The 18025-nt window shown below is 63.3% G+C and carries 16 protein-coding genes; 10 read left to right on the top strand and 6 right to left on the bottom strand.

The features are described 5' to 3' along the window. Nucleotides 1-141 precede the first annotated feature (141 nt). The gene (locus ACIP21_RS14765) at nt 142-1635 is read left to right on the top strand and encodes a peptide MFS transporter (protein WP_400688600.1); all 1494 of its coding nucleotides are present in this window, start codon (nt 142-144) and stop codon (nt 1633-1635) included. 25 nt (nt 1636-1660) lie between these two features. On the opposite strand, the gene ACIP21_RS14770 is transcribed toward ACIP21_RS14765, so the two are convergent. After that, nucleotides 1661-2620 (bottom strand): zinc-binding alcohol dehydrogenase family protein, encoded by a 960-nt coding sequence (locus tag ACIP21_RS14770; protein ID WP_400688602.1) that lies wholly within the window; start codon nt 2618-2620, stop codon nt 1661-1663. Between the two features lie 303 nt (nt 2621-2923). On the opposite strand from ACIP21_RS14770, the gene ACIP21_RS14775 reads away from it, so the two are divergent. Then, on the top strand, nt 2924-3304 hold the full coding sequence (locus ACIP21_RS14775; protein ID WP_400688721.1) for a termination factor Rho: 381 nt from the start codon (nt 2924-2926) through the stop codon (nt 3302-3304). Between the two features lie 38 nt (nt 3305-3342). Here ACIP21_RS14775 and ACIP21_RS14780 read toward each other — a convergent pair whose 3' ends face one another. Continuing rightward, on the bottom strand, nt 3343-4674 hold the full coding sequence (locus ACIP21_RS14780) for an MFS transporter (protein ID WP_400688604.1): 1332 nt from the start codon (nt 4672-4674) through the stop codon (nt 3343-3345). Nucleotides 4675-5158: 484 nt separating this feature from the next. Then, on the bottom strand, nt 5159-5623 hold the full coding sequence (locus tag ACIP21_RS14785) for an Lrp/AsnC family transcriptional regulator (protein ID WP_400688606.1): 465 nt from the start codon (nt 5621-5623) through the stop codon (nt 5159-5161). A 182-nt stretch (nt 5624-5805) separates the two neighbouring features. On the opposite strand from ACIP21_RS14785, the gene ACIP21_RS14790 reads away from it, so the two are divergent. Beyond that, nucleotides 5806-5991, top strand: a complete 186-nt coding sequence (locus ACIP21_RS14790) for a hypothetical protein (protein ID WP_400688607.1) — start codon at nt 5806-5808, stop codon at nt 5989-5991. A 112-nt stretch (nt 5992-6103) separates the two neighbouring features. Here the strand turns inward: ACIP21_RS14790 and ACIP21_RS14795 are convergent, their stop codons facing one another. Next, entirely contained in the window at nt 6104-7702 is a 1599-nt protein-coding gene (locus ACIP21_RS14795) for a histidine kinase famiy protein (protein WP_400688610.1), read from the bottom strand. A 194-nt stretch (nt 7703-7896) separates the two neighbouring features. Here ACIP21_RS14795 and ACIP21_RS14800 point away from each other — a divergent pair, with 194 nt between their 5' ends. Further along, nucleotides 7897-8709 (top strand): alpha/beta fold hydrolase, encoded by an 813-nt coding sequence (locus ACIP21_RS14800; protein WP_400688613.1) that lies wholly within the window; start codon nt 7897-7899, stop codon nt 8707-8709. Continuing rightward, nucleotides 8702-9883 (top strand): ATP-binding protein, encoded by a 1182-nt coding sequence (locus tag ACIP21_RS14805; protein ID WP_400688615.1) that lies wholly within the window; start codon nt 8702-8704, stop codon nt 9881-9883. Before ACIP21_RS14800 ends, ACIP21_RS14805 begins: the two co-directional genes overlap by 8 nt. A 7-nt stretch (nt 9884-9890) precedes the next feature. On the opposite strand, the gene ACIP21_RS14810 is transcribed toward ACIP21_RS14805, so the two are convergent. Beyond that, nucleotides 9891-11702: an ATP-binding protein gene (locus ACIP21_RS14810; protein WP_400688617.1), complete on the bottom strand. Its 1812-nt coding sequence runs from the start codon at nt 11700-11702 to the stop codon at nt 9891-9893. Between the two features lie 230 nt (nt 11703-11932). Between ACIP21_RS14810 and ACIP21_RS14815 the strand changes: the two genes are divergently transcribed. The 4 genes from ACIP21_RS14815 (at nt 11933) to ACIP21_RS14830 (ending at nt 15843) form a co-directional block, all read left to right on the top strand. Beyond that, nucleotides 11933-13069: an MFS transporter gene (locus ACIP21_RS14815; RefSeq protein WP_400688620.1), complete on the top strand. Its 1137-nt coding sequence runs from the start codon at nt 11933-11935 to the stop codon at nt 13067-13069. Between the two features lie 163 nt (nt 13070-13232). Continuing rightward, nucleotides 13233-14216, top strand: coding sequence for a DUF1852 domain-containing protein (locus ACIP21_RS14820; protein WP_400688623.1), 984 nt, complete (start codon nt 13233-13235; stop codon nt 14214-14216). 28 nt (nt 14217-14244) lie between these two features. Then, nucleotides 14245-15273, top strand: a complete 1029-nt coding sequence (locus ACIP21_RS14825) for a methionine synthase (RefSeq protein WP_400688625.1) — start codon at nt 14245-14247, stop codon at nt 15271-15273. 51 nt (nt 15274-15324) lie between these two features. Next, entirely contained in the window at nt 15325-15843 is a 519-nt protein-coding gene (locus ACIP21_RS14830) for a flavin reductase family protein (RefSeq protein WP_400688628.1), read from the top strand. A 61-nt stretch (nt 15844-15904) separates the two neighbouring features. On the opposite strand, the gene ACIP21_RS14835 is transcribed toward ACIP21_RS14830, so the two are convergent. Next, nucleotides 15905-16771, bottom strand: coding sequence for a 5-methyltetrahydropteroyltriglutamate--homocysteine methyltransferase (locus tag ACIP21_RS14835; RefSeq protein ID WP_400688631.1), 867 nt, complete (start codon nt 16769-16771; stop codon nt 15905-15907). Nucleotides 16772-16872: 101 nt separating this feature from the next. Between ACIP21_RS14835 and ACIP21_RS14840 the strand changes: the two genes are divergently transcribed. After that, on the top strand, nt 16873-17811 hold the full coding sequence (locus ACIP21_RS14840; RefSeq protein WP_400688634.1) for a LysR substrate-binding domain-containing protein: 939 nt from the start codon (nt 16873-16875) through the stop codon (nt 17809-17811). Nucleotides 17812-18025 lie beyond the last annotated feature (214 nt).

Consider the following 18025-nt stretch of genomic DNA (forward strand, 5'->3'; position numbering starts at 1 on the left):
GGTGAACACCGTGGCTATTCGTTGGCTCGTTAACGCGCCTTGGAGCCCGTAGCCTTGCCCTGCGTCCACCGGGGAAGCCTGGGTGCGGCGCACGACAACCTGAGCTCGATCACTCGAAGAACAAGAATCGGAGAGCCCTTCATGCGTGAAACATCGAAACACCGCGCCTTCACCACTGTTTTCCTGGTCGAGTTATGGGAGCGCTTCGGCTTCTATGGCATGGCCGCACTGCTGGTGTTGTACATGGTCGACAACCTCGGCTTCGAGGACAGCCGCGCCAACCTGACCTGGGGCGCCTTCAGTGCCCTGGCGTTCGCCGCACCCGCCATCGGTGGCTGGCTCGGCGACCGGGTGCTCGGCGCACGCCGCACCATGGTGACCGGTGCCGTGGTGCTGTGCAGCGGCTACCTGATGCTGGCGCTGGCCAGCCAGGATTTGCCCAGCCTGTTCGCGGCGCTGAGTGTCGTCGTGGTCGGCAACGGCCTGTTCAAGGCCAACGCCGCCAGCCTGGTACGCCGTATTTACCAAGGCGATGAGGCACGCATCGACAGTGCGTTCACCACCTACTACCTGGCGATCAACCTTGGCGCAGCCGCCTCGATGCTGGCGACCCCCTGGATCAAGGACCACTGGGGCTGGAACGCGGCATTCGCCGTCTGTTGCGCCGGCATGGGCATGGGCATCCTGAATTTCCTGTTGAGGTACCGTACGCTGGCGCGCATCGGCACGCCGGCCGACGAGCGACCGGTCTGCTGGAAACGCGTCGGCGGCATCGCCGCCGGCGCTGTCGTCCTGAGCCTGTTCACTGCGCAGGTACTCGAACACAGCTTGCTGGCGACCTTCACGCTGTGGGCCGCCGGGCTCGGCATCCTGTCGATCTTTCTTTATCTGACCGTCAAGGCGGCGCCGGCGGAACGCGCCGGCCTGATCGCTGCCCTCCTGCTGACCGCCCAGGTGTTCCTGTTCTTCATCTTCTATCAGCAGCAGTACACCTCGATCACGCTGTTCGCGCTGCGCAATGTCGACCCCCGCTTCACCTTCCTGGGGCACACGCTGTTCACCTGGAGCGCGGCCCAGTTCCAGGCGCTCAGCGGCATCTGGATCATCGTGCTGGGGCCCCTGCTGGTGCTGCTTTACGACAGGCTGGCCAAGCGTGGCCACGACGCACCGGTCGCCGTGAAGTTCACCCTGGGTTTCGCGGCGGTCGCGGCCAGTTTCTTCCTGCTCGCGGTGAGCGGCCAGTTCGCGGTAGCCGGCCGCGTCTCGTCCTGGTTCGTGGTCTGGAGCTATGCGCTGTACGCACTCGGCGACTTGCTGATCAGCGGCCTGGGCCTGGCGATGATCTCGCGCTACGTGCCGGTGCGCATGAGCGGCTTCATGATGGGCGCCTACTTCGTTGCCGCCGGCGTGGCGCAGTACCTGGGGAGTGCAGTGGCCAACCTTGCGCAGTTGCCGCCAGCCGGCATGCAGGCGAGCCTGTCGTTGCCGCTCTACGTAGGCTTGTTCAACGGGCTGGGCTGGGCGGCACTCGCGGGCATGTGCCTGGCGCTGCTGTTGTTACCATTGCTGAAAAGGTTGTCGCTGGCTCACCGAGGTTGTGCGACCTGCGCGGGCGAAGCCATCGCCTCGGCCTGAACCGCGCCGGTCGGCATCCGACACATCAGATCACCAGGACGACCCGGCTGGCGGAGCTGCGTTGCCACGCGGCCTCGACATCATTCAGCGGGACCGCTTGCGCCTCGACCTTGATACCGGCCGGCCGGATCACGTTCAACAACTGCCCGACCACCCGCACCAGTTCCTCGGTGGAAACGCTACCCAGCCCGCTACCGTACATTTCCAGCCCGGAGCTGCGCAGTACCCCGGGATTCATCGGCAAGGTCGCCCCGGCAACCGCGCCGATATTGACGAAACGCAGACGTGGCGAAGCTTCACCGCTACCGTAGCCTGCCAGCGCATCGAGGATGCAGGCGGCCGGCTGGCCCCAGAGGTAGTCCAGCACGATGTCGATGCCGCCGCCCTGGATTTCCTCGCGCAACCCAGCGGTCAGTTGCTCGGTTGGCTGATCGAGGCAGATGAAGGCATCCGCACCCAGCGCCCGCAGTTCATCCTGCACCGCAGGATTGCGCGCGGTGGCGACGATATGCGCTGCGCCCAGGTACCTGGCCACCTGGATCGCCAGGCGCCCGGACGCGCCGGCAGCACCGTTGATCAACACCCGCTCGCCGGGCTTGAACCCTGCGCGGGCCTGCAACGCCGCCCAGGAGGACATCCCGGGGTTGGCAATGGCCGCCGCGGTGATGTCATCGACATCGTCCGGCACTGGCACACAGTGACTTGCCTTCACCGCGACGACCTCGGCCATCGCACCAATCGGTGCACGCGGAAAGGCGAAATACACCCGGGTGCCGTCTTCGAGCAGGCCGATGCCGTCGGCGCCCGGCACCAGGGGCAAGGTCTTGCCGCTGCTGTAGTGCTTGCCGCTGGCCTGGGCGCGCACCAGTTGGCTGAGCGCGGCGGCACGCACCTTGACCAGTACCTCCCCTGGCCCGGCCACCGGGGCCTCGATTTCGCCGTAGCGCGGTGGTTGGTCGAAGGCCTGTACGATGGCTGCTTTCATGCAACGGACTCCAGAGGGTCATCAAGGGTGGATATCGCGGCAACGGTACCAGCCACTTTCGCTTGCCACAATGCTGCCTTCGTCCCCGTTCAGCGCAGCTTCAACAGATGCTCCAGCAGGGTATGTAGGACGCGAGGGGACGCGTGTCGTAGGAAACGGGGCGGAATACACCCACAGCCTCACCACACCGTTCATTGACAAATCTGACTCGACAAGAAACCTGTCGCCACTCGTCCGGCAAAGGGCACTCGGGGCATGCCCCGGCCTTCAACCGTGCATGCAATCCACGCAGGGGTGACTGCCATGCCACGCGGCGACAAGGACAAATACACCGAGAAGCAGAAGCGCAAGGCCGAACACATCGAGCAGAGCTACGAGCACAAAGGCGTGCCCAAGGAGGAAGCCGAGGCGCGCGCCTGGGCCACGGTCAACAAGCAATCCGGTGGTGGCGACAAGCCAGGCGGCTCAGGCAGCAAGACCACTGCCAGCGAGAAGCAAACCGCACGCAGAGACTCGGCAAAGCGTGCAGTGAAGACGCGCGAGGGCCATTCGCGGACCTCAGGCGCTTCGCTGCAAAGCCAGACCAAGGCCAGTCTGCTCAAGGAGGCGCGGAGCAAGGACATCAAGGGGCGCTCGAGCATGAACAAGGCGCAACTGGTCGATGCCTTGCACGCGCACGGTTGAGTTGCCCGCCGCAGGCACGCCTGCGGCGGCATCGATCCTCAGCGCTCCAGGGAAGACGCCATTTCCAGGCTCATGCCACGGGTTTCCGGCGCCAGCCAGACCGACACCACCAACCCGGCCAAGGACACCAGCGCAGCCGCCAGCATGGTGTTGCCGATGCCCAGGTGCAACAGCGAGACCGGCACCAGCCAGGTCCCTGCGGCCGAGCCGATACGCGACATGGACGAGCCCATGCCTACGGCGAACGCGCGGATTTCCGTGGGGAACAGCTCGTTGGGGTACACCAGTTCCAGCACCTGCGCCCCCCCGATGAACAGCGCGTAGGCACCGAACAGCGTCAGCACCAGCACCTGCGAACCATCGGCGAACAGGCCCAGCCCCAGGAGCGCCAGGGTCGACCAGAGGAAGCTGTGGATGATCAGCGGGCGGCGCCCCAGCGAATCGATCATGCGGGTGGCGACGATGCAGCCGACCACGAACAGCAAGGTGATCAGCACCGAGCCGTAGGATGCCCAGTCGCCCTTGAGGTTCAGGGCCTGCAGTACCACGGGAGCAAACGAGTACACGGCGAACATCGGTACCACCGCCGCGCTCCAGAACACCGCGACGAACAGCATGCGCTTGCCATACCCGGAACGCAGCAGGTCACCCAGCGAAACTTTCTGCTCGGTCGACTGCTCGGGCATGCTGGCCAGCGAATATGTCGGCCCGTAGACCTGCTTGATGATCCGCTCGGCTTCGTCCAGGCGCCCCTTGCTCACCAGCCAGCGCGGCGATTCAGGGGTACGCAGGCGGACGATGAACAGCAGCACGCCCAGCACCGCCGAGCTGGCCAGCACCAGGCGCCAGGCATCGTCGCCACCCCGCGCCAGGATGAAGTTGCCGACGATGTACGCCAGCGCGGCACCGGCGAACCAGAGGATGGTCAGCCCGGCCAGGCGTTGACCGCGATGCTTCTGCGGCAGGAATTCGGTCAGCAAGGAGCCTGCGACCGGGTATTCCAGGCCAACGCCGACACCGACCAGGAAGCGCAGGATGAACAACGCCATGCCAGATTCGGCCCAGAAGCTGCCCACTGAACCCACGATGAACAGGATCGGGCCGACGAAGAACAGGCGCTTGCGCCCCACCTTGTCGGTCAGCCAGCCCCCGAGAAAACCACTGAAGAAGGTACCCAGCATCGCCGAAGCGGCAACCAGGCCCTGCCAGAACGAGTCGAGCTTCAGGTAATCGGAAAACTGCACGATCACCACGCCGATGATGCTGAGGATATAGCCGTCGAGGATCCAGCCACCCCCTGCGCGCACGGTCATCAACTGATGGAAGTTATTTAATGGCGCATCTTCGATGGAAGCGTTGTGATGAGTCACCGTGAAGAATCTCCTGTGGTATTAATTATTTTTAGTGCCTGAAGACATTCGGTCCACGCTCAACAAGTCAGAACTTCCGCTACTGGACAAATAATTATTCCAGGTGCAGAAAACCCTGCTTCAAGTTGAGCAAAATCAAGTTTTTATCAAATATTTCCACGCCATCGCCAGGCGTGAGAGTGCGCCGGAAAACGGCGCTGAAAAGACATCACAGCTCAATCTGAACAGGTGTCTACTCTCTGTCTACAATTTGTCGGCGCAGAATAGACGAAGGATTCGAGGAGGGTCAACGGCATTTTTACTATATGATGACGGCGGCGCAAATTGACATGCAACCGGCGCGCGGGGAAGGTTCAGCGCAGACTCATTCAAGTTAGTTCATATATCGCAGCGTACATATCACATGCGTTAAAGGCTGCATTAATCAATAGTCGGTATTGGACACGAGCCATGCACGTGATCGCCTGGCTCGCCCCTTTGAAGTTCAGAGCGGCACGCTGGCGGCCTTGAGCTGCCGCAGCACGAAGCTCGACACCGAATGCCGCAAGCCAGGGATCTTGTACAGCTTCTCGCGCAGCAGCCGCTCATAGTCACGGGTATCCCGCACGGCCAGGCGCAGGAAGTAGTCGTACTCGCCAGACACCAGGTAGGCCTCGATCACCTCGGGAATTTCCGCCAGCGCCTTCTCGAACCGGTGCAGCACCTGATCGTCATGCTGATCCAGGGTCACCATGACGATCAGGCCTTCGCCGTAGCCGAGTTGGGCCATGTCGATGCGCGCCTGGTAACCCTGGATGACACCACTTTCCTCCATCCGCTTGATCCTTTGCCAGCACGGGCTCGCGGACAGGCCGACCTGCTTGCCGATCTCCTGCAGGCTGGCACGACCGTCACGGCTCAGGACCTGAAGAATGCGCTTGTCCATGTCGTCCAGATTGTTTTTCTGCATTTTTCTCAAATCTCAAAAATATTTGCTGAATCCTAGGCCGAAAGCCAAACAATTCAAAAGCACTTTTTGCGAGAAGGCGCAGACAATGGTTCCACTCCCGAATCCACCAACGTCAATGCACGGATCCAACGGTGCAACCCACCCAGCCGTGCCGGGAAGGCCAGAACCCAAAAGGAAATGCCATGCAACAGGTCAAGTACGAAATGCCCGATGCACAATCGAGTCTCGAGTTCATCCTCGAACAGGTCATCTACGGGACCGAGGTCATTATCGTACGCCAGGGTATCGAAATTGCCCGGATCACGGCCATGGAAGGGCTACGCAAGCCTGCCACCACGTTGATGAGCACACCTTATGAGCACAAGTGACACCGCCCACGGCATACCGCTCTGGACGACGACAGGCACCGTCGCCATGAACCTGGTGCTGATCAGCTGGCACAAAGCCGGGCGTTATCGCGGCTAGAACCTGCCGTCGGTTTCAACCTACCCCGGTCGGGCCGTCCAGCACCTGCCTCACCCTGCGCGCGAGGTCGTGGGGCTGGCAGGGCTTGGAGATCACCTCGAACTCCGAACCACCGATGTCCGTGCGTTCGATCGAGTTTTCCGCATAACCGGTGGTCAGCAATACCTTGATCTGCGGTTGCAGGCGCCGCACTTCGCGGGCGAGCATCACGCCGTTCATGCCGCCCGGCATGATCAGGTCGGTGAACAACAGGTCGTAGCGTTCCCCTGCCTGGATCAGCTTCAGTGCCTCGCGCGCGTTGAGCACCATGTCGGCGGCGTAGCCATAGTCCTCCAGCACCATCTTGGCCAGCTCCGCCACGTCAGGCCGGTCCTCGACGATGAGGATGCGCTCGGTGCCGGCGCTACGGTCTGCCGGTTTCACCTGCTGGGGCTGGGTCACCTTGGCATCGTCCACCGGGAAATACAGGCGCAGGGTCGTGCCTTCGCCCTCCTCGGTGTAGATGCGCGCCGCGCCACCGGACTGCCTGGCGAAGCCATAGACCATGGACAAGCCCAGGCCTGAACCCTTGCCCTCCTCCTTGGTGGTGAAGAAGGGGTCCATCACCCGGTCACGGATGCTGGCGGGCATGCCGATGCCGTTGTCGGTGATGGAGATGCTTGCATAGCTGCCAGGCAGCAGGCCGTCGAAGGACAGGTTGATGTCGCTGACCTGCACGTTGCGGGTTTCGATGAAGACATGTGGGCGCTTGCGCCCGATCAACGCGTCGCGGGCGTTCATGAAGATATTGAGCAGCGCCACTTCCGCCTGGGTCGCATCGATCCGGCAGTTGCGCAAGTTGTCTTCGAGGTCGAATTCCACCGTCACTTCGGCATTGAAGGTGCGCTCGATGATAGGCCGTACATCGTCGACCAGGTGGTTCAGGTTGAGGACCCGCCCCTGCAGCTTCTGCTTGCGGGCGAAGGCCAGCAACTGCTTGGTCAGGGTGCTGGCGCGCTCGACCGCGGTCTGGGCATGGCCGACACTGCGGCGGACGCGGTTCATGTCCACCTGGGCCTTGTTCGCTTCGTTGGCGATCAGCCCCAGGTAACCGCCCATGACCTGCAGCAGGTTGTTGAAGTCATGGGCGATGCCCCCGGTCAGTTGCCCAAGCGCCTCCATCTTCTGTGCCTGGCGCAACGCGTCCTCGGCATCCCGGCGCCGGCTGACGTCCAGTTGCGAGGCGAAGAAGTAGATCAGGTCGCCACGCTCATTGAAGATCGGCGATATGAACAGCGCATTCCAGAAGCTGGAGCCGTCCTTGCGGTAATTGAGTACCTCCGTGGCGATATCCACGCGCCGGCCGATCGCGTCGCGCAGGCTGTCGACCACAGACACCTCGGTTTCGGGCCCCTGCAGGAACCGGCAGTTGCGCCCCATGATCTCCTCGAGGTCATAGCCGGTCATTTCCAGAAACGCCCGATTGGCGAAAATGATCGGGTTGTCCTCACGGTTCGGGTCGGTGACGATCATGGGCATGCGGGTGGTTTCCACCGCCGCGAAGAACAGGTCGTGCGGCAGTTGCGAGATATCACCTGATGCCTGGTTGCTGACACGCGCCTTTTTGCTGGCCACGGGGACTCCTTGATCACTGCTGTGTTTCCGTCCTATCTGGACAACGCCAAGGGCAAAATAGCTCACGGGTTTGCCAGGGGATGAAACTTTGACACACACGGCCATGTCGACTCACACTCGCTTCGCCTATGTTCGTTACCCATCAATGCAAATGAACTCTGCGGAGCAGGTCGCTGCCGAGCAACGGGACAGTTATGGACATAGAACGGCGCAACAACGTGCACGTGCACGGCGATGGCAAGACGACGCTGATCTTTTCCCATGGCTTTGGCTGCGACCAGTCGATGTGGAAGTACCTGCTGCCGCATTTCAAGGCGCGGTTCAGGTGCGTTGCCTATGACCTGGTGGGCGCAGGCGGCTCGGACCTGAGCGCCTACGACAGCGCGAAGTACGAGTCGCTTTCAGGCTACGCCGCCGATCTCAACGAGGTCATCACGAACGTCGCCGCAGGCCCGGTGATACTCGTTGGCCACTCGGTCAGCGCGATGATCGGCGCACTGGCCGATCGCCTCCAGCCCGGACGTATCGACGCCCATGTGATGGTCGGCCCCTCCCCTTGCTACATCGACGCCGACGATTACCAGGGCGGTTTCAAGGAACAGGACATCCACGCGCTGCTCGACACCCTGGACAGCAACTACCTGGGTTGGTCCAGCACCATGGCCCCGGTCATCATGGGCGCACCGGGGCAACCGGCGCTCAGCGAAGAACTGACCAACAGCTTCTGCCGCACGGACCCGGAAATCGCCCGGCAGTTTGCCCGCGTGACCTTTCTCTCGGACAACCGCCAGGACATCCAGGGCCTGCAGACACCCGTGCTGATCCTGCAATCCACCGACGACCTGATCGCCTCCGTGGCCGTGGGCGAATACCTGCACCGCGTGCTGCCGAACAGCCAGTTGAGCCTGATCGACAACATTGGCCATTGCCCGCACATGAGCGCTCCCAGTGCCTGCTCCACCGCCATGGACGCGTTTCTCGCGCCCTGGAGCCAGGACCATGGATAACCCGGGCCTGCCCGATGCCGACCTGCTGTTCGAACAGGCGCCGTGCGGCCTGGTGGTGACGCGCGAAGACGGCACCATCCTGCGCAGCAACCAGACCTTCTGCAATTGGCTCGATCTTGACCCGGCACAGCTGCTGCAGCGGCGCTTCCAGGACCTGCTCACCGTTGGCGGGCGGATCTTTCACCAGACCCACTGGGCGCCGCTGATGAAAATGCAGGGCTCGGTGGCGGAAGTGAAACTCGACCTGCTGCACCGCCAGGGCCATGTCATCACCATGCTGCTCAATGGCGTGCGGCGCGAGCGCGAAGCCGGCGTGTACTACGAGCTGGCCCTGTTCGGCACCGTCGAGCGCGACCGCTACGAACGTGAGCTGCTGGCCGCACGCCGCCGTGCCGAAGAGCTGCTGAGCGAAAAAACCGCAGCCGAAGCGGCGCTGCAACAGGCCAAGGCAGAACTGGCTGCCGCGTACAGGAATGCCGAGCGGCGTGCGGCAGTGGCCGAGCAGATGGTCGCGATTGCCAGCCACGACCTGAAGAACCCGCTGACCGCGATCAAGATGGCCACGCAGCTGCTGGAACGTGGCGAACGCCGTGAAAAGGAGCGGCGTCTGCTGGGCAACATCAGCCATTGCTCCGAACGCGCCCAGCGCATGATCGCCGACCTGCTCGACTTCGCCTCGGCACGCATCGGCCAGGGCATCGCCATCCGTCGCCGCCCGATCGACTTGCAGAAGACCGTGGACCAGAGTGTCGGCGAACTCAGGGTCGCCTTTGCCCACGCCCGTATTCGCCACCTGGCCCGCCACTGCGGGGTGGTCGAGGCCGACCCGGACCGCCTGCAACAGATGATCGGCAACCTGGTGGCCAACAGTGTCGCCTATGGCGATCTGCAGCACCCCATCACGTTGAGCAGCGATCTTGTCGACGGCGTGGCGATCATTGCCGTGCACAACCATGGGCCCACTATTCCCGAGGCGCTGATCCCCAAGCTTTTCGAACCGATGACGCGTGCCAGCGAGCACACCGATGCGGTGCGCTCGGTGGGGCTCGGGCTGTTTATCGTCAGGGAGATCACCCAGGCCCATGGTGGCGCGATCACCGTCGTTTCGACTGCGGCAACCGGCACCACGTTCACCCTTCGGCTCCCCGCAAGGATGGCAGAACAACACCGCTGAGGTTTCGTCAGCGACGCACGCTGCCCTGGGTCGGTCCCACCTCCGTGCAGGCCTGATCCACCGTCGCCAGCATTTCCCGCACCTGCCCCACCAGGGCATCCAGGGCGAACGGCTTGGTCAGGACCCGCATGCCTTGTGGCAGGGGCCCTTGGCCAATGGCTGCGTTGACCGCGTAGCCGGTGATGAACAGCGTCTTCAGGCCTGGCCGCAGTTCCCGCCCGGCATCGGCCAACTGGCGCCCGTTCATGCCACCCGGCAGGCCGACATCGGTGATCAACAGGTCGATCTTCACCCCCGAACGCAGGGTGGCCATGGCCGCAAGGCTGTCGCCCGCCTCCAGCAGGTGGTAGCCGAGGCTGCCCAATGCGTCATCGAGCAGCATGCGCACCGAAGGTTCGTCGTCGACGATCAGGATCGTCTCGCAACCCGGGCTGTCCATCACGGCCGCCGACGCCAGCTGTTCCTCGCCGTCGAGCACATCGCCCAGATAGCGAGGCAGGTACAGGCTGATGGTCGTGCCCAGGCCGAGTTCGGAGTGCATCCGCACCTGCCCACCGGACTGCTTGGCAAAGCCGTAGATCATCGACAGCCCCAAGCCGGTGCCCTGGCCCAGGGGTTTGGTGGTGAAAAAGGGGTCGAACGCCTTGGCCATGACCTCTGCGGACATCCCGGTACCGGTGTCGCTGACGCTGAGGCACAGATACTGCCCCGGCGGCATCTCCAGGACCGCGGCGGCGCCCTGGTCGAGCCAGCGATTGTCGGTATCCAGGGTGATGCGGCCACCCTCGGGCATGGCGTCCCTGGCGTTGAGGCACAGGTTGAGCAACGCATTCTCGAGCTGGCCTGCGTCGACCAGGGCCGGCCAGAGCCCCTCGGCGCCGACCGTTTCGATCCTGATTTCCGGGCCCACCGTGCGGCGGATCAACTCGCTCATGCCGTCCATCAGCGCGTTCACATCGGTGGGGCGCGGGTCCAGCGTCTGCCGGCGGGAAAACGCCAGCAACCGGTGGGTCAGCGCGGCGGCACGCTTGGCGGCGCCCTGGGCAGCAGTCATGTACTTGTCGACCTCTGCCAGCCGCCCTTGGGTCAACCGGGCGCGGATCATCTCCAGCGAACCGGAGATCCCGGTGAGCAGGTTGTTGAAGTCATGGGCGAGGCCCCCGGTAAGCTGGCCGACGGCCTCCATCTTGTGCGCCTGGCGCAGTTTCTCCTCGGCCTGCATCAATTCCACGGTACGTTCGCCGACCCGTTGTTCGAGGGTTTCGTTCAGCCCCCGCAAGGCCGCGATGGCCTGGTCACGCTCTTGCTCGACGACACGCCGCCCGGTCACATCGTTGAAGAAGATGGCGATCTGTCGGTCCTGCGCCCGCCCGACCTTGACCGCACGCACGTCGAACCAGCGATTGAAGGTGGTGGCATAGTTCTCGAAATTGGCCGGCTCGCCAGACTTGGCCACGTGCCCGTAGATCTCGAACCAGAACGGTTCGAGGTCAGGTGCGTATTCGGTCACCCACTTGCCCTTCAGGTCGATGCCGGACTCCCGCGCAAAGGCCGGGTTGGCGTCGAGGAAGCGATAGTCCACGGGGCTGTCGTCAGCGTCGAACTTCACCTCGACGATGGCGAATGCCGCGTCGATGGTGTCGAGGATGGTGCGAAACAGTTCATGGCGCTCCCTCAGCACAGCATCCGCGGCGATCGGTTCGGACAAACCGAAAAAACCAGGGTCAGCGGGCGTGGGCGCAGTGGCCGAGCGCAGGCGGATGATCTCGGCAACGAGTTCATCACGGCTCAGTTCATGGAGGGAACGATCCTCGGGCATCGCAGCTTTCCATCGGTACGTTGGCAACACAATCACAGGGGCTGTTCAATCTATAGCAGCCAAACCAGAGGGTCGGCGCGGCAATATGAAGACAACTCATCAGAAAGCATTGACCCGCCACGGCGCCGTGGGTTTCTTCCACTTGAAACGCAGCGCCCGAGCGGCTGTGCCCCGGACAACCACCGGCAACGCGGGTTATCCTGCGCACCCGCCTCTGTCACGAGATCGTCATGTCGTCCGCTGCCGCACCGGCGCAAACCCTGCGCGCCGACCGAGAATCCCGCCACGCCGCGCAGGTCCTGGGGCTGTGCCTGCCCAGTGATGTCCTGCTCTACCTGCTGCTGCCGATGTATGCGTCCGACTTCGGCGTGACCCTGGCCCAGGCCGGGGTGCTGCTGGCCGCCAACCGCCTGGTGCGGATCATCGGGTACGGCTGGGTGGTGCGTTTCTACGCGCGCCACGGTGATCGCGCCGCCTGCAGCCTCGCTGCCTGCGCCGCTGCGGTGTGCGCGCTGGGCAATGCGACGCTGTCCGGCTTCGCCGCGCTGCTGGTGCTGCGATTGGTCTGGGGCCTGTGTTTCGCCACGTTCAACCTCAGTACCCAGACCCTTGCCACCGCCATGCCCGAGGGCGCCGCCCGCCGCGCCGGGCGTTCGCGGGCGACCCTGTCGATCGGGCCGATGCTGGCTTTGCCGCTGGGTGCGCTGATGGCCCAGGCCTGGGGCCCCCGCAGCGTCTTCCTGGTGCTCTGCGTCAGCGCCCTGTGCGGCCTGTGGCGTGCCCGCGCCCTGCCCGCCCGGGGCCATGCGATCCCCAGCCGAGGTGGCCGACGGCTGCGCCTGCCGGACAGCATCGCCACCTGGTCGTTCATCGAAGGCGTGGCCCTGGACGGCCTGTTCATCTTCGGGCTCTCGCTGTATGCGCAGCAGCACCTCGGCAGCGCGGGCGTGCTGGCCGCAGGCGTGCTGATGGCTGTGCGATACCTCAGCGAAATGCTCTTCAGCCCCTTCGGCGGGCGCCTGGCCGAGCGCTTCGGCGCCTTGCGCATGCTGGTGGTGCTGTCGCTGGCCACCTCGCTGGCGCTGCTGGTGTTCGCCAGCCACTGGCTGTTCATCGGTGCCTTCTTCGTCCTGGTACTGCGTGCCTTGCAGCTGCCGCTGGTGATGACGCTGGTGGCGCAGCGCAATCCGCAGGGGCGTATCCAGGCGCTGGCCGGCAATGCCGTGTGGCGCGACATCGGCGCTGGTTTCGGGCCGATGCTGGCAGGTTTGCTGCTGCCCCAGGTGCCGGCGATCTGGGCCTATGCCAGCGCGGCGCTGGTACTTGCCCTGGCGGCGCTGAACTGTGCCTGGCAGCCCAGGCGCTGAATGAAGCTACTTTGCATGAGCATCGCTAAAATAACTTTGAAATCTATTCATTAGCCTCGGCTGATAGCCCCACTTAATATTCATCTCAATCACAGCCAATTTGAAGATCACTGTGCAAACGCCCGATTCGGGCGTTGGCCAAGGATCGGGATGCGGGATCGAGATGAATTGCGACTTCAGCTTCAGCGTTACAAGCATTGCCTTCGACGAGCACTACCAGCCTGCGGAAAACACTCGCATCACCACCAACTTCGCCAACTTGGCGCGGGGTGCCAATCGCCAGGAAAACCTGCGCAATACCCTGAAGATGATCGACAACCGGTTCAATGCCCTGGCGCACTGGGATAATCCCGAGGGCGACCGTTACAAGGTCGAACTTGAAATCGTTTCCGTGGCAATGGATATCGCCGCCGAATGCAGTGGCCAGGCCCTGCCGTTGATCGAGATCCTCAAGACCACGGTTGTCGACCTGCACACCCACGCGCGCATCGCCGGCATGGTCGGCAACAACTTTTCCTCGTATTTGCGAGACTACGACTTCAGCGTGCTTCTGCTGGGGCACAACCAGGGCCGGGCCGAATTCAGCACCCCCGAGCACTTTGGCGAGCTCCACGGCGAGCTGTTCCAGCGCTTCGTGAATTCGCACTGCTACCGCCAGCACTTCGCCAAACCGCCGGTCATCTGCCTGAGCGTCTCCAGCAGCAGGACTTACCGGCGCAGCGAAAACCAGCATCCGGTGCTGGGCGTCGAATACCTTCAGGACGCGTACTCGCTGACCGATGAGTACTTCAGCAAGATGGGCCTGAAAGTCCGCTACTTCATGCCGCCAAACAGCGTTGCGCCACTGGCGTTCTATTTCGCCGGCGATTTGCTGGGCGACTACTCCGCGCTTGAACTGATCAGCACCATCAGCACGATGGATACCTTCCAGAAGATCTATCGCCCGGAAATCTACAACGCCAATTCGGCGGCCGGAAAGTCCTACCAACCCAGCTTGAAGCACCAGGATTATTCGCTGACGCGCATTGTTTACGATCGGGAAGAACGCAGTCGGCTGGCCATCGAGCAAGGCAAGTTCGCCGAAGAGCACTTCGTCAAACCACACCTGGCGACGCTCGAACAGTGGTCCGCGCAATACGCTCATTGATCAATCAAAAGACTCAAGGTTAACCGTCATGAAAAAACTGCTTCCCACGTCCACCGCCGGCAGCTTGCCGAAACCGTCCTGGCTGGCCCAGCCGGAAACGCTCTGGTCACCGTGGAAGTTGCAAGACGACGCATTGATCGAAGGCAAGCAGGATGCCCTGCGCCTGGCGTTGCAGGAACAGCAGCACGCCGGTATCGACATCGTCAGCGATGGCGAACAGACCCGCCAGCATTTCGTCACCACCTTCATCGAGCACCTCGACGGCGTGGATTTCGAGCAGCGTGAAACCGTGCGCATCCGTGATCGCTACGACGCCAGCGTGCCGACGGTGGTGGGCGCGGTCGCCCGCCGCAAGCCGGTGTTCGTCGAAGACGCCAGGTTCCTGCGCGGGCAAACCTCGCAGCCGATCAAATGGGCGCTGCCAGGCCCCATGACCATGATCGACACACTGTATGACGCGCACTACAAAAGCCGCGAAAAACTGGCCTGGGAATTCGCCAGGATCCTCAACCAGGAAGCCCGCGAGCTCGAAGCGGCCGGTGTCGACATCATCCAGTTCGACGAGCCCGCCTTCAACGTGTTCTTCGACGAGGTCAACGAGTGGGGCGTGGCCGCGCTGGAGCGCGCCATCGAAGGCCTCCAGTGCGAAACCGCCGTGCACATCTGCTACGGCTACGGGATCAAGGCCAACACCGACTGGAAGAAGACCCTGGGTTCGCAATGGCGCCAGTATGAAGAGGCCTTCCCCAAGCTGCAGACGTCCAGCATCGATATCGTCTCGCTGGAGTGCCACAACTCCCACGTACCGATGGAACTGATCGAGCTGATCCGCGGCAAGAAAGTCATGGTCGGTGCCATCGACGTGGCCAACCACGCCATCGAGACCCCCGAGGAAGTGGCCAATACCCTGCGCAAGGCCCTGCAATTCGTCGACGCCGACAAGCTCTACCCCTGCACCAACTGCGGCATGGCCCCCCTGCCCCGCCAGGTGGCACGCGGCAAGCTGCAAGCGCTGAGCGCGGGCGCGGACATCGTCCGCCGAGAGCTCGCGCGCTGACACCGTACCCGGGCCTGGCCAGCGCCAGGCCCCCTTTGCACAGGACCTCCCATGTCATTACCCGACACGGCCATCGAGCCCTTGCGCTTTCGCGAGGCGCTCGGGCACTACGCCTCCGGCATCACGGTGATCACCTCGCAGCTGGATGAGGAGCCGCTCGGCTTCACCTGCCAGTCGTTCTACAGCGTGTCGGTGAACCCGCCGCTGGTCTCGTTCAGCGTCATGGCCAATTCCGCGAGCTACCCCAGGATCCGCCAGGCCGGGCGCTTTGCCGTCAACATCCTCTCGGGCACGCAGGTGGCGATTTCCAACCAGTTCGCCCGACGCGGCAGCGACAAGTGGCAGGGCGTCGACCGGCTGGACTCACCACTGGGCAACCCGATCATCGCCGGTTGCCTGCATTGGCTCGATTGCGAAATCCACGCCGAACATGTCGCGGGGGACCATCTGATCGTGATTGGCGAAGTGAAGGCGCTGGACCGTCAGCACGCGGCAGCTGCGCAGCCCTTGCTGTACTTCAAAGGGCAATACTGCAACCTCGCCGCACAAGGCCCTGCCTGCCGTGGCTGACCGCGCTCGGCAGAAACGCAAAACGGGACGCATGGCGTCCCGTTGTCAACCGGCAGGCAGGTCAGGCAGCGGCGCGCGCGCATCCCGCGTCAGCGACCTTGGCCAGCATGGCCACCTGCTCGCACTGCTGCACGGCCACACCCAGCGGCCCCTGCTGCAGCGCGCAGGACGGCGCCAGCCACAGGCGATCGCCCAGGCACTCGGCGGCGTGCTGCACAAGTGCCACGGCATCCTCCAGGTCGCCGGAGCCGCCACTGCGACCATCGACCAGGCCCAGCGACAGTACCTTGTAGGCCGGCAAGCGATCGAGGATGGCCGTGTAGCGGTCGGGCGCGCACACGAGGTCGACATGCAGCCCATCGACCGGCAGGTTGGCGGCCAGGCCCAGGTTTTCCTCCAGACCGCCACCATAGGTAGCGATCAGCTTTTTCAGCGGTGCGCGCTGGAGGATGTTGTAGACCCGCTCGAAGGCGCTCTTCCAGGCTTGTGGCAGGTCCAGCACCAGGATCGGCTCGTCGATCTGCACCCACTCGACGCCTTGGCCGGCCAGGCGATTGAACACCTGGTCGTACAGTGGCAGCAGGCGTTCGAGCAGTTCCAGCTTGTCGAACTCGGCGCCCTTGGTCTTGCCCAGCCACAGGTAGGTCAGCGGGCCGATCACCACCGGCTTGACCGCATGGCCCAGAGCCTTGGCCTCCTGCACGTGCTCGAGCAGCGGCGCCCAGCTCAGGTCGAACGCCTGGTCGACGGTGAATGTGGGGAGCGGGTGGCGAGGGTCGCCTGCCTGGCTCATGGCCTCTACGTGCCAGGCATCGGCCGCCACCGGCAGCAGCGCGAGGCCCGCGTTTTTCTGCACTTGCCACTGATGGGCGCGCAGCTCAGGTGTGTGGCCGCCGTGCGAAAAACCGAGATTGTGTGCCAGTGCCATGGTGTCCTGCTCCCTAACGAGAAATTCGATGAGGGGGATTGTCAGGACTGCAACGCCATGAGACAAACTCATTTTTTTCTATCTGATCTCAAATTTTACTCATGATTGATTTAAGGCACCTGCGCACCGTCCTTGCGCTGCGCGAGACCGACAGCCTGCAAGAGGCCGCCGAACGCCTGCACCTGACCCAATCGGCCTTGTCGCACCAGTTCCGCGAGCTGGAAGAGCGCGTCGGCATGCCGCTGTTCGTACGCAAATCCAAGCCGGTGCGCTTCACCAGTGCCGGCCTGAAGCTGCTGCAACTGGCAGAGCAGGTGCTGCCGCTGATCCGCAGCAGCGAACGCGACCTGAGCAAACTGGCCAGCGGCACCGCCGGCCGCCTGCACATCGCCATCGAATGCCACAGCTGCTACCAGTGGCTGATGCCCTCGGTGGATGAATTCCGCGGCGCCTGGCCCGAAGTCGAGCTGGACCTGGCCTCGGGCTTCGCCTTCGCACCGCTGCCGGCCCTGGAGCGCGGCGACCTGGACCTGGTGGTGACCTCCGACCCGGTGTCGCTGCCCGGCATCAGCTACGTGCCGTTGTTCGGCTACGAGGCCATGCTGGCCATCGACAATCACCACGCCCTGTGTGCCAAGCCGTACCTGGAGCCGGCCGATATCGCCCGCCAGACGCTGATCACCTACCCGATCGAACGCAACCGCCTGGACATATTCACCCGCTTCCTCGACCCGGCCGACATCGAACCGGCCCAGGTGCGCACTTCGGAGCTCACCGTGATGATGATGCAGCTGGTGGCGTCCGGTCGCGGTATCTGCTGCCTGCCCAACTGGGCCGTGCACGAATACAGCTCACGCGGCTACGTGACGGCCAAGCGCCTGGGTGAGCAGGGTTTGCAGGCCACGCTGTTTGCGGCCATCCGCAGCGACATGCTGGAGGTCCCGTACCTGAGCGACTTCCTGCTGACGGCCAAGGACATTTCCTTTGCCACGCTCGAAGGCGTCAATGTGGTGGCGGGCCTGGACGTGGCAGGGCCCTGAGCGGGCGTACGCCGATCCATCGAACCAGTTCCGGAGGACTTTAATACCTGACACCGATGTCAGTTATGTTTCAGCGCCGAACGATTCCAACGGCCTTTGACCTGACCTCCGTCACTTGCGCCAAAAATAGTTTCATCCTCGCAACATGACCGCTTTATTACCGCAGATAACCGCATTTCACTCATCCTTCGCAGCTCCCCATCCGGCAAAAAGT

This window comes from Pseudomonas sp. NPDC089401, assembly GCF_044749485.1.
Taxonomy (GTDB): Bacteria; Pseudomonadota; Gammaproteobacteria; order Pseudomonadales; family Pseudomonadaceae; genus Aquipseudomonas.

Coding starts and splice junctions, on each gene's coding strand:
- ACIP21_RS14800 (WP_400688613.1), top strand. CDS start 7,897: ATGGACATAGAACGGCGCAACAACGTGCACGTGCACGGCGATGGCAAG.
- ACIP21_RS14770 (WP_400688602.1), bottom strand. CDS start 2,620: ATGAAAGCAGCCATCGTACAGGCCTTCGACCAACCACCGCGCTACGGC.
- ACIP21_RS14820 (WP_400688623.1), top strand. CDS start 13,233: ATGAATTGCGACTTCAGCTTCAGCGTTACAAGCATTGCCTTCGACGAG.
- ACIP21_RS14790 (WP_400688607.1), top strand. CDS start 5,806: ATGCAACAGGTCAAGTACGAAATGCCCGATGCACAATCGAGTCTCGAG.
- ACIP21_RS14815 (WP_400688620.1), top strand. CDS start 11,933: ATGTCGTCCGCTGCCGCACCGGCGCAAACCCTGCGCGCCGACCGAGAA.
- ACIP21_RS14775 (WP_400688721.1), top strand. CDS start 2,924: ATGCCACGCGGCGACAAGGACAAATACACCGAGAAGCAGAAGCGCAAG.
- ACIP21_RS14805 (WP_400688615.1), top strand. CDS start 8,702: ATGGATAACCCGGGCCTGCCCGATGCCGACCTGCTGTTCGAACAGGCG.
- ACIP21_RS14825 (WP_400688625.1), top strand. CDS start 14,245: ATGAAAAAACTGCTTCCCACGTCCACCGCCGGCAGCTTGCCGAAACCG.
- ACIP21_RS14765 (WP_400688600.1), top strand. CDS start 142: ATGCGTGAAACATCGAAACACCGCGCCTTCACCACTGTTTTCCTGGTC.
- ACIP21_RS14810 (WP_400688617.1), bottom strand. CDS start 11,702: ATGCCCGAGGATCGTTCCCTCCATGAACTGAGCCGTGATGAACTCGTT.
- ACIP21_RS14785 (WP_400688606.1), bottom strand. CDS start 5,623: ATGCAGAAAAACAATCTGGACGACATGGACAAGCGCATTCTTCAGGTC.
- ACIP21_RS14840 (WP_400688634.1), top strand. CDS start 16,873: ATGATTGATTTAAGGCACCTGCGCACCGTCCTTGCGCTGCGCGAGACC.
- ACIP21_RS14835 (WP_400688631.1), bottom strand. CDS start 16,771: ATGGCACTGGCACACAATCTCGGTTTTTCGCACGGCGGCCACACACCT.
- ACIP21_RS14830 (WP_400688628.1), top strand. CDS start 15,325: ATGTCATTACCCGACACGGCCATCGAGCCCTTGCGCTTTCGCGAGGCG.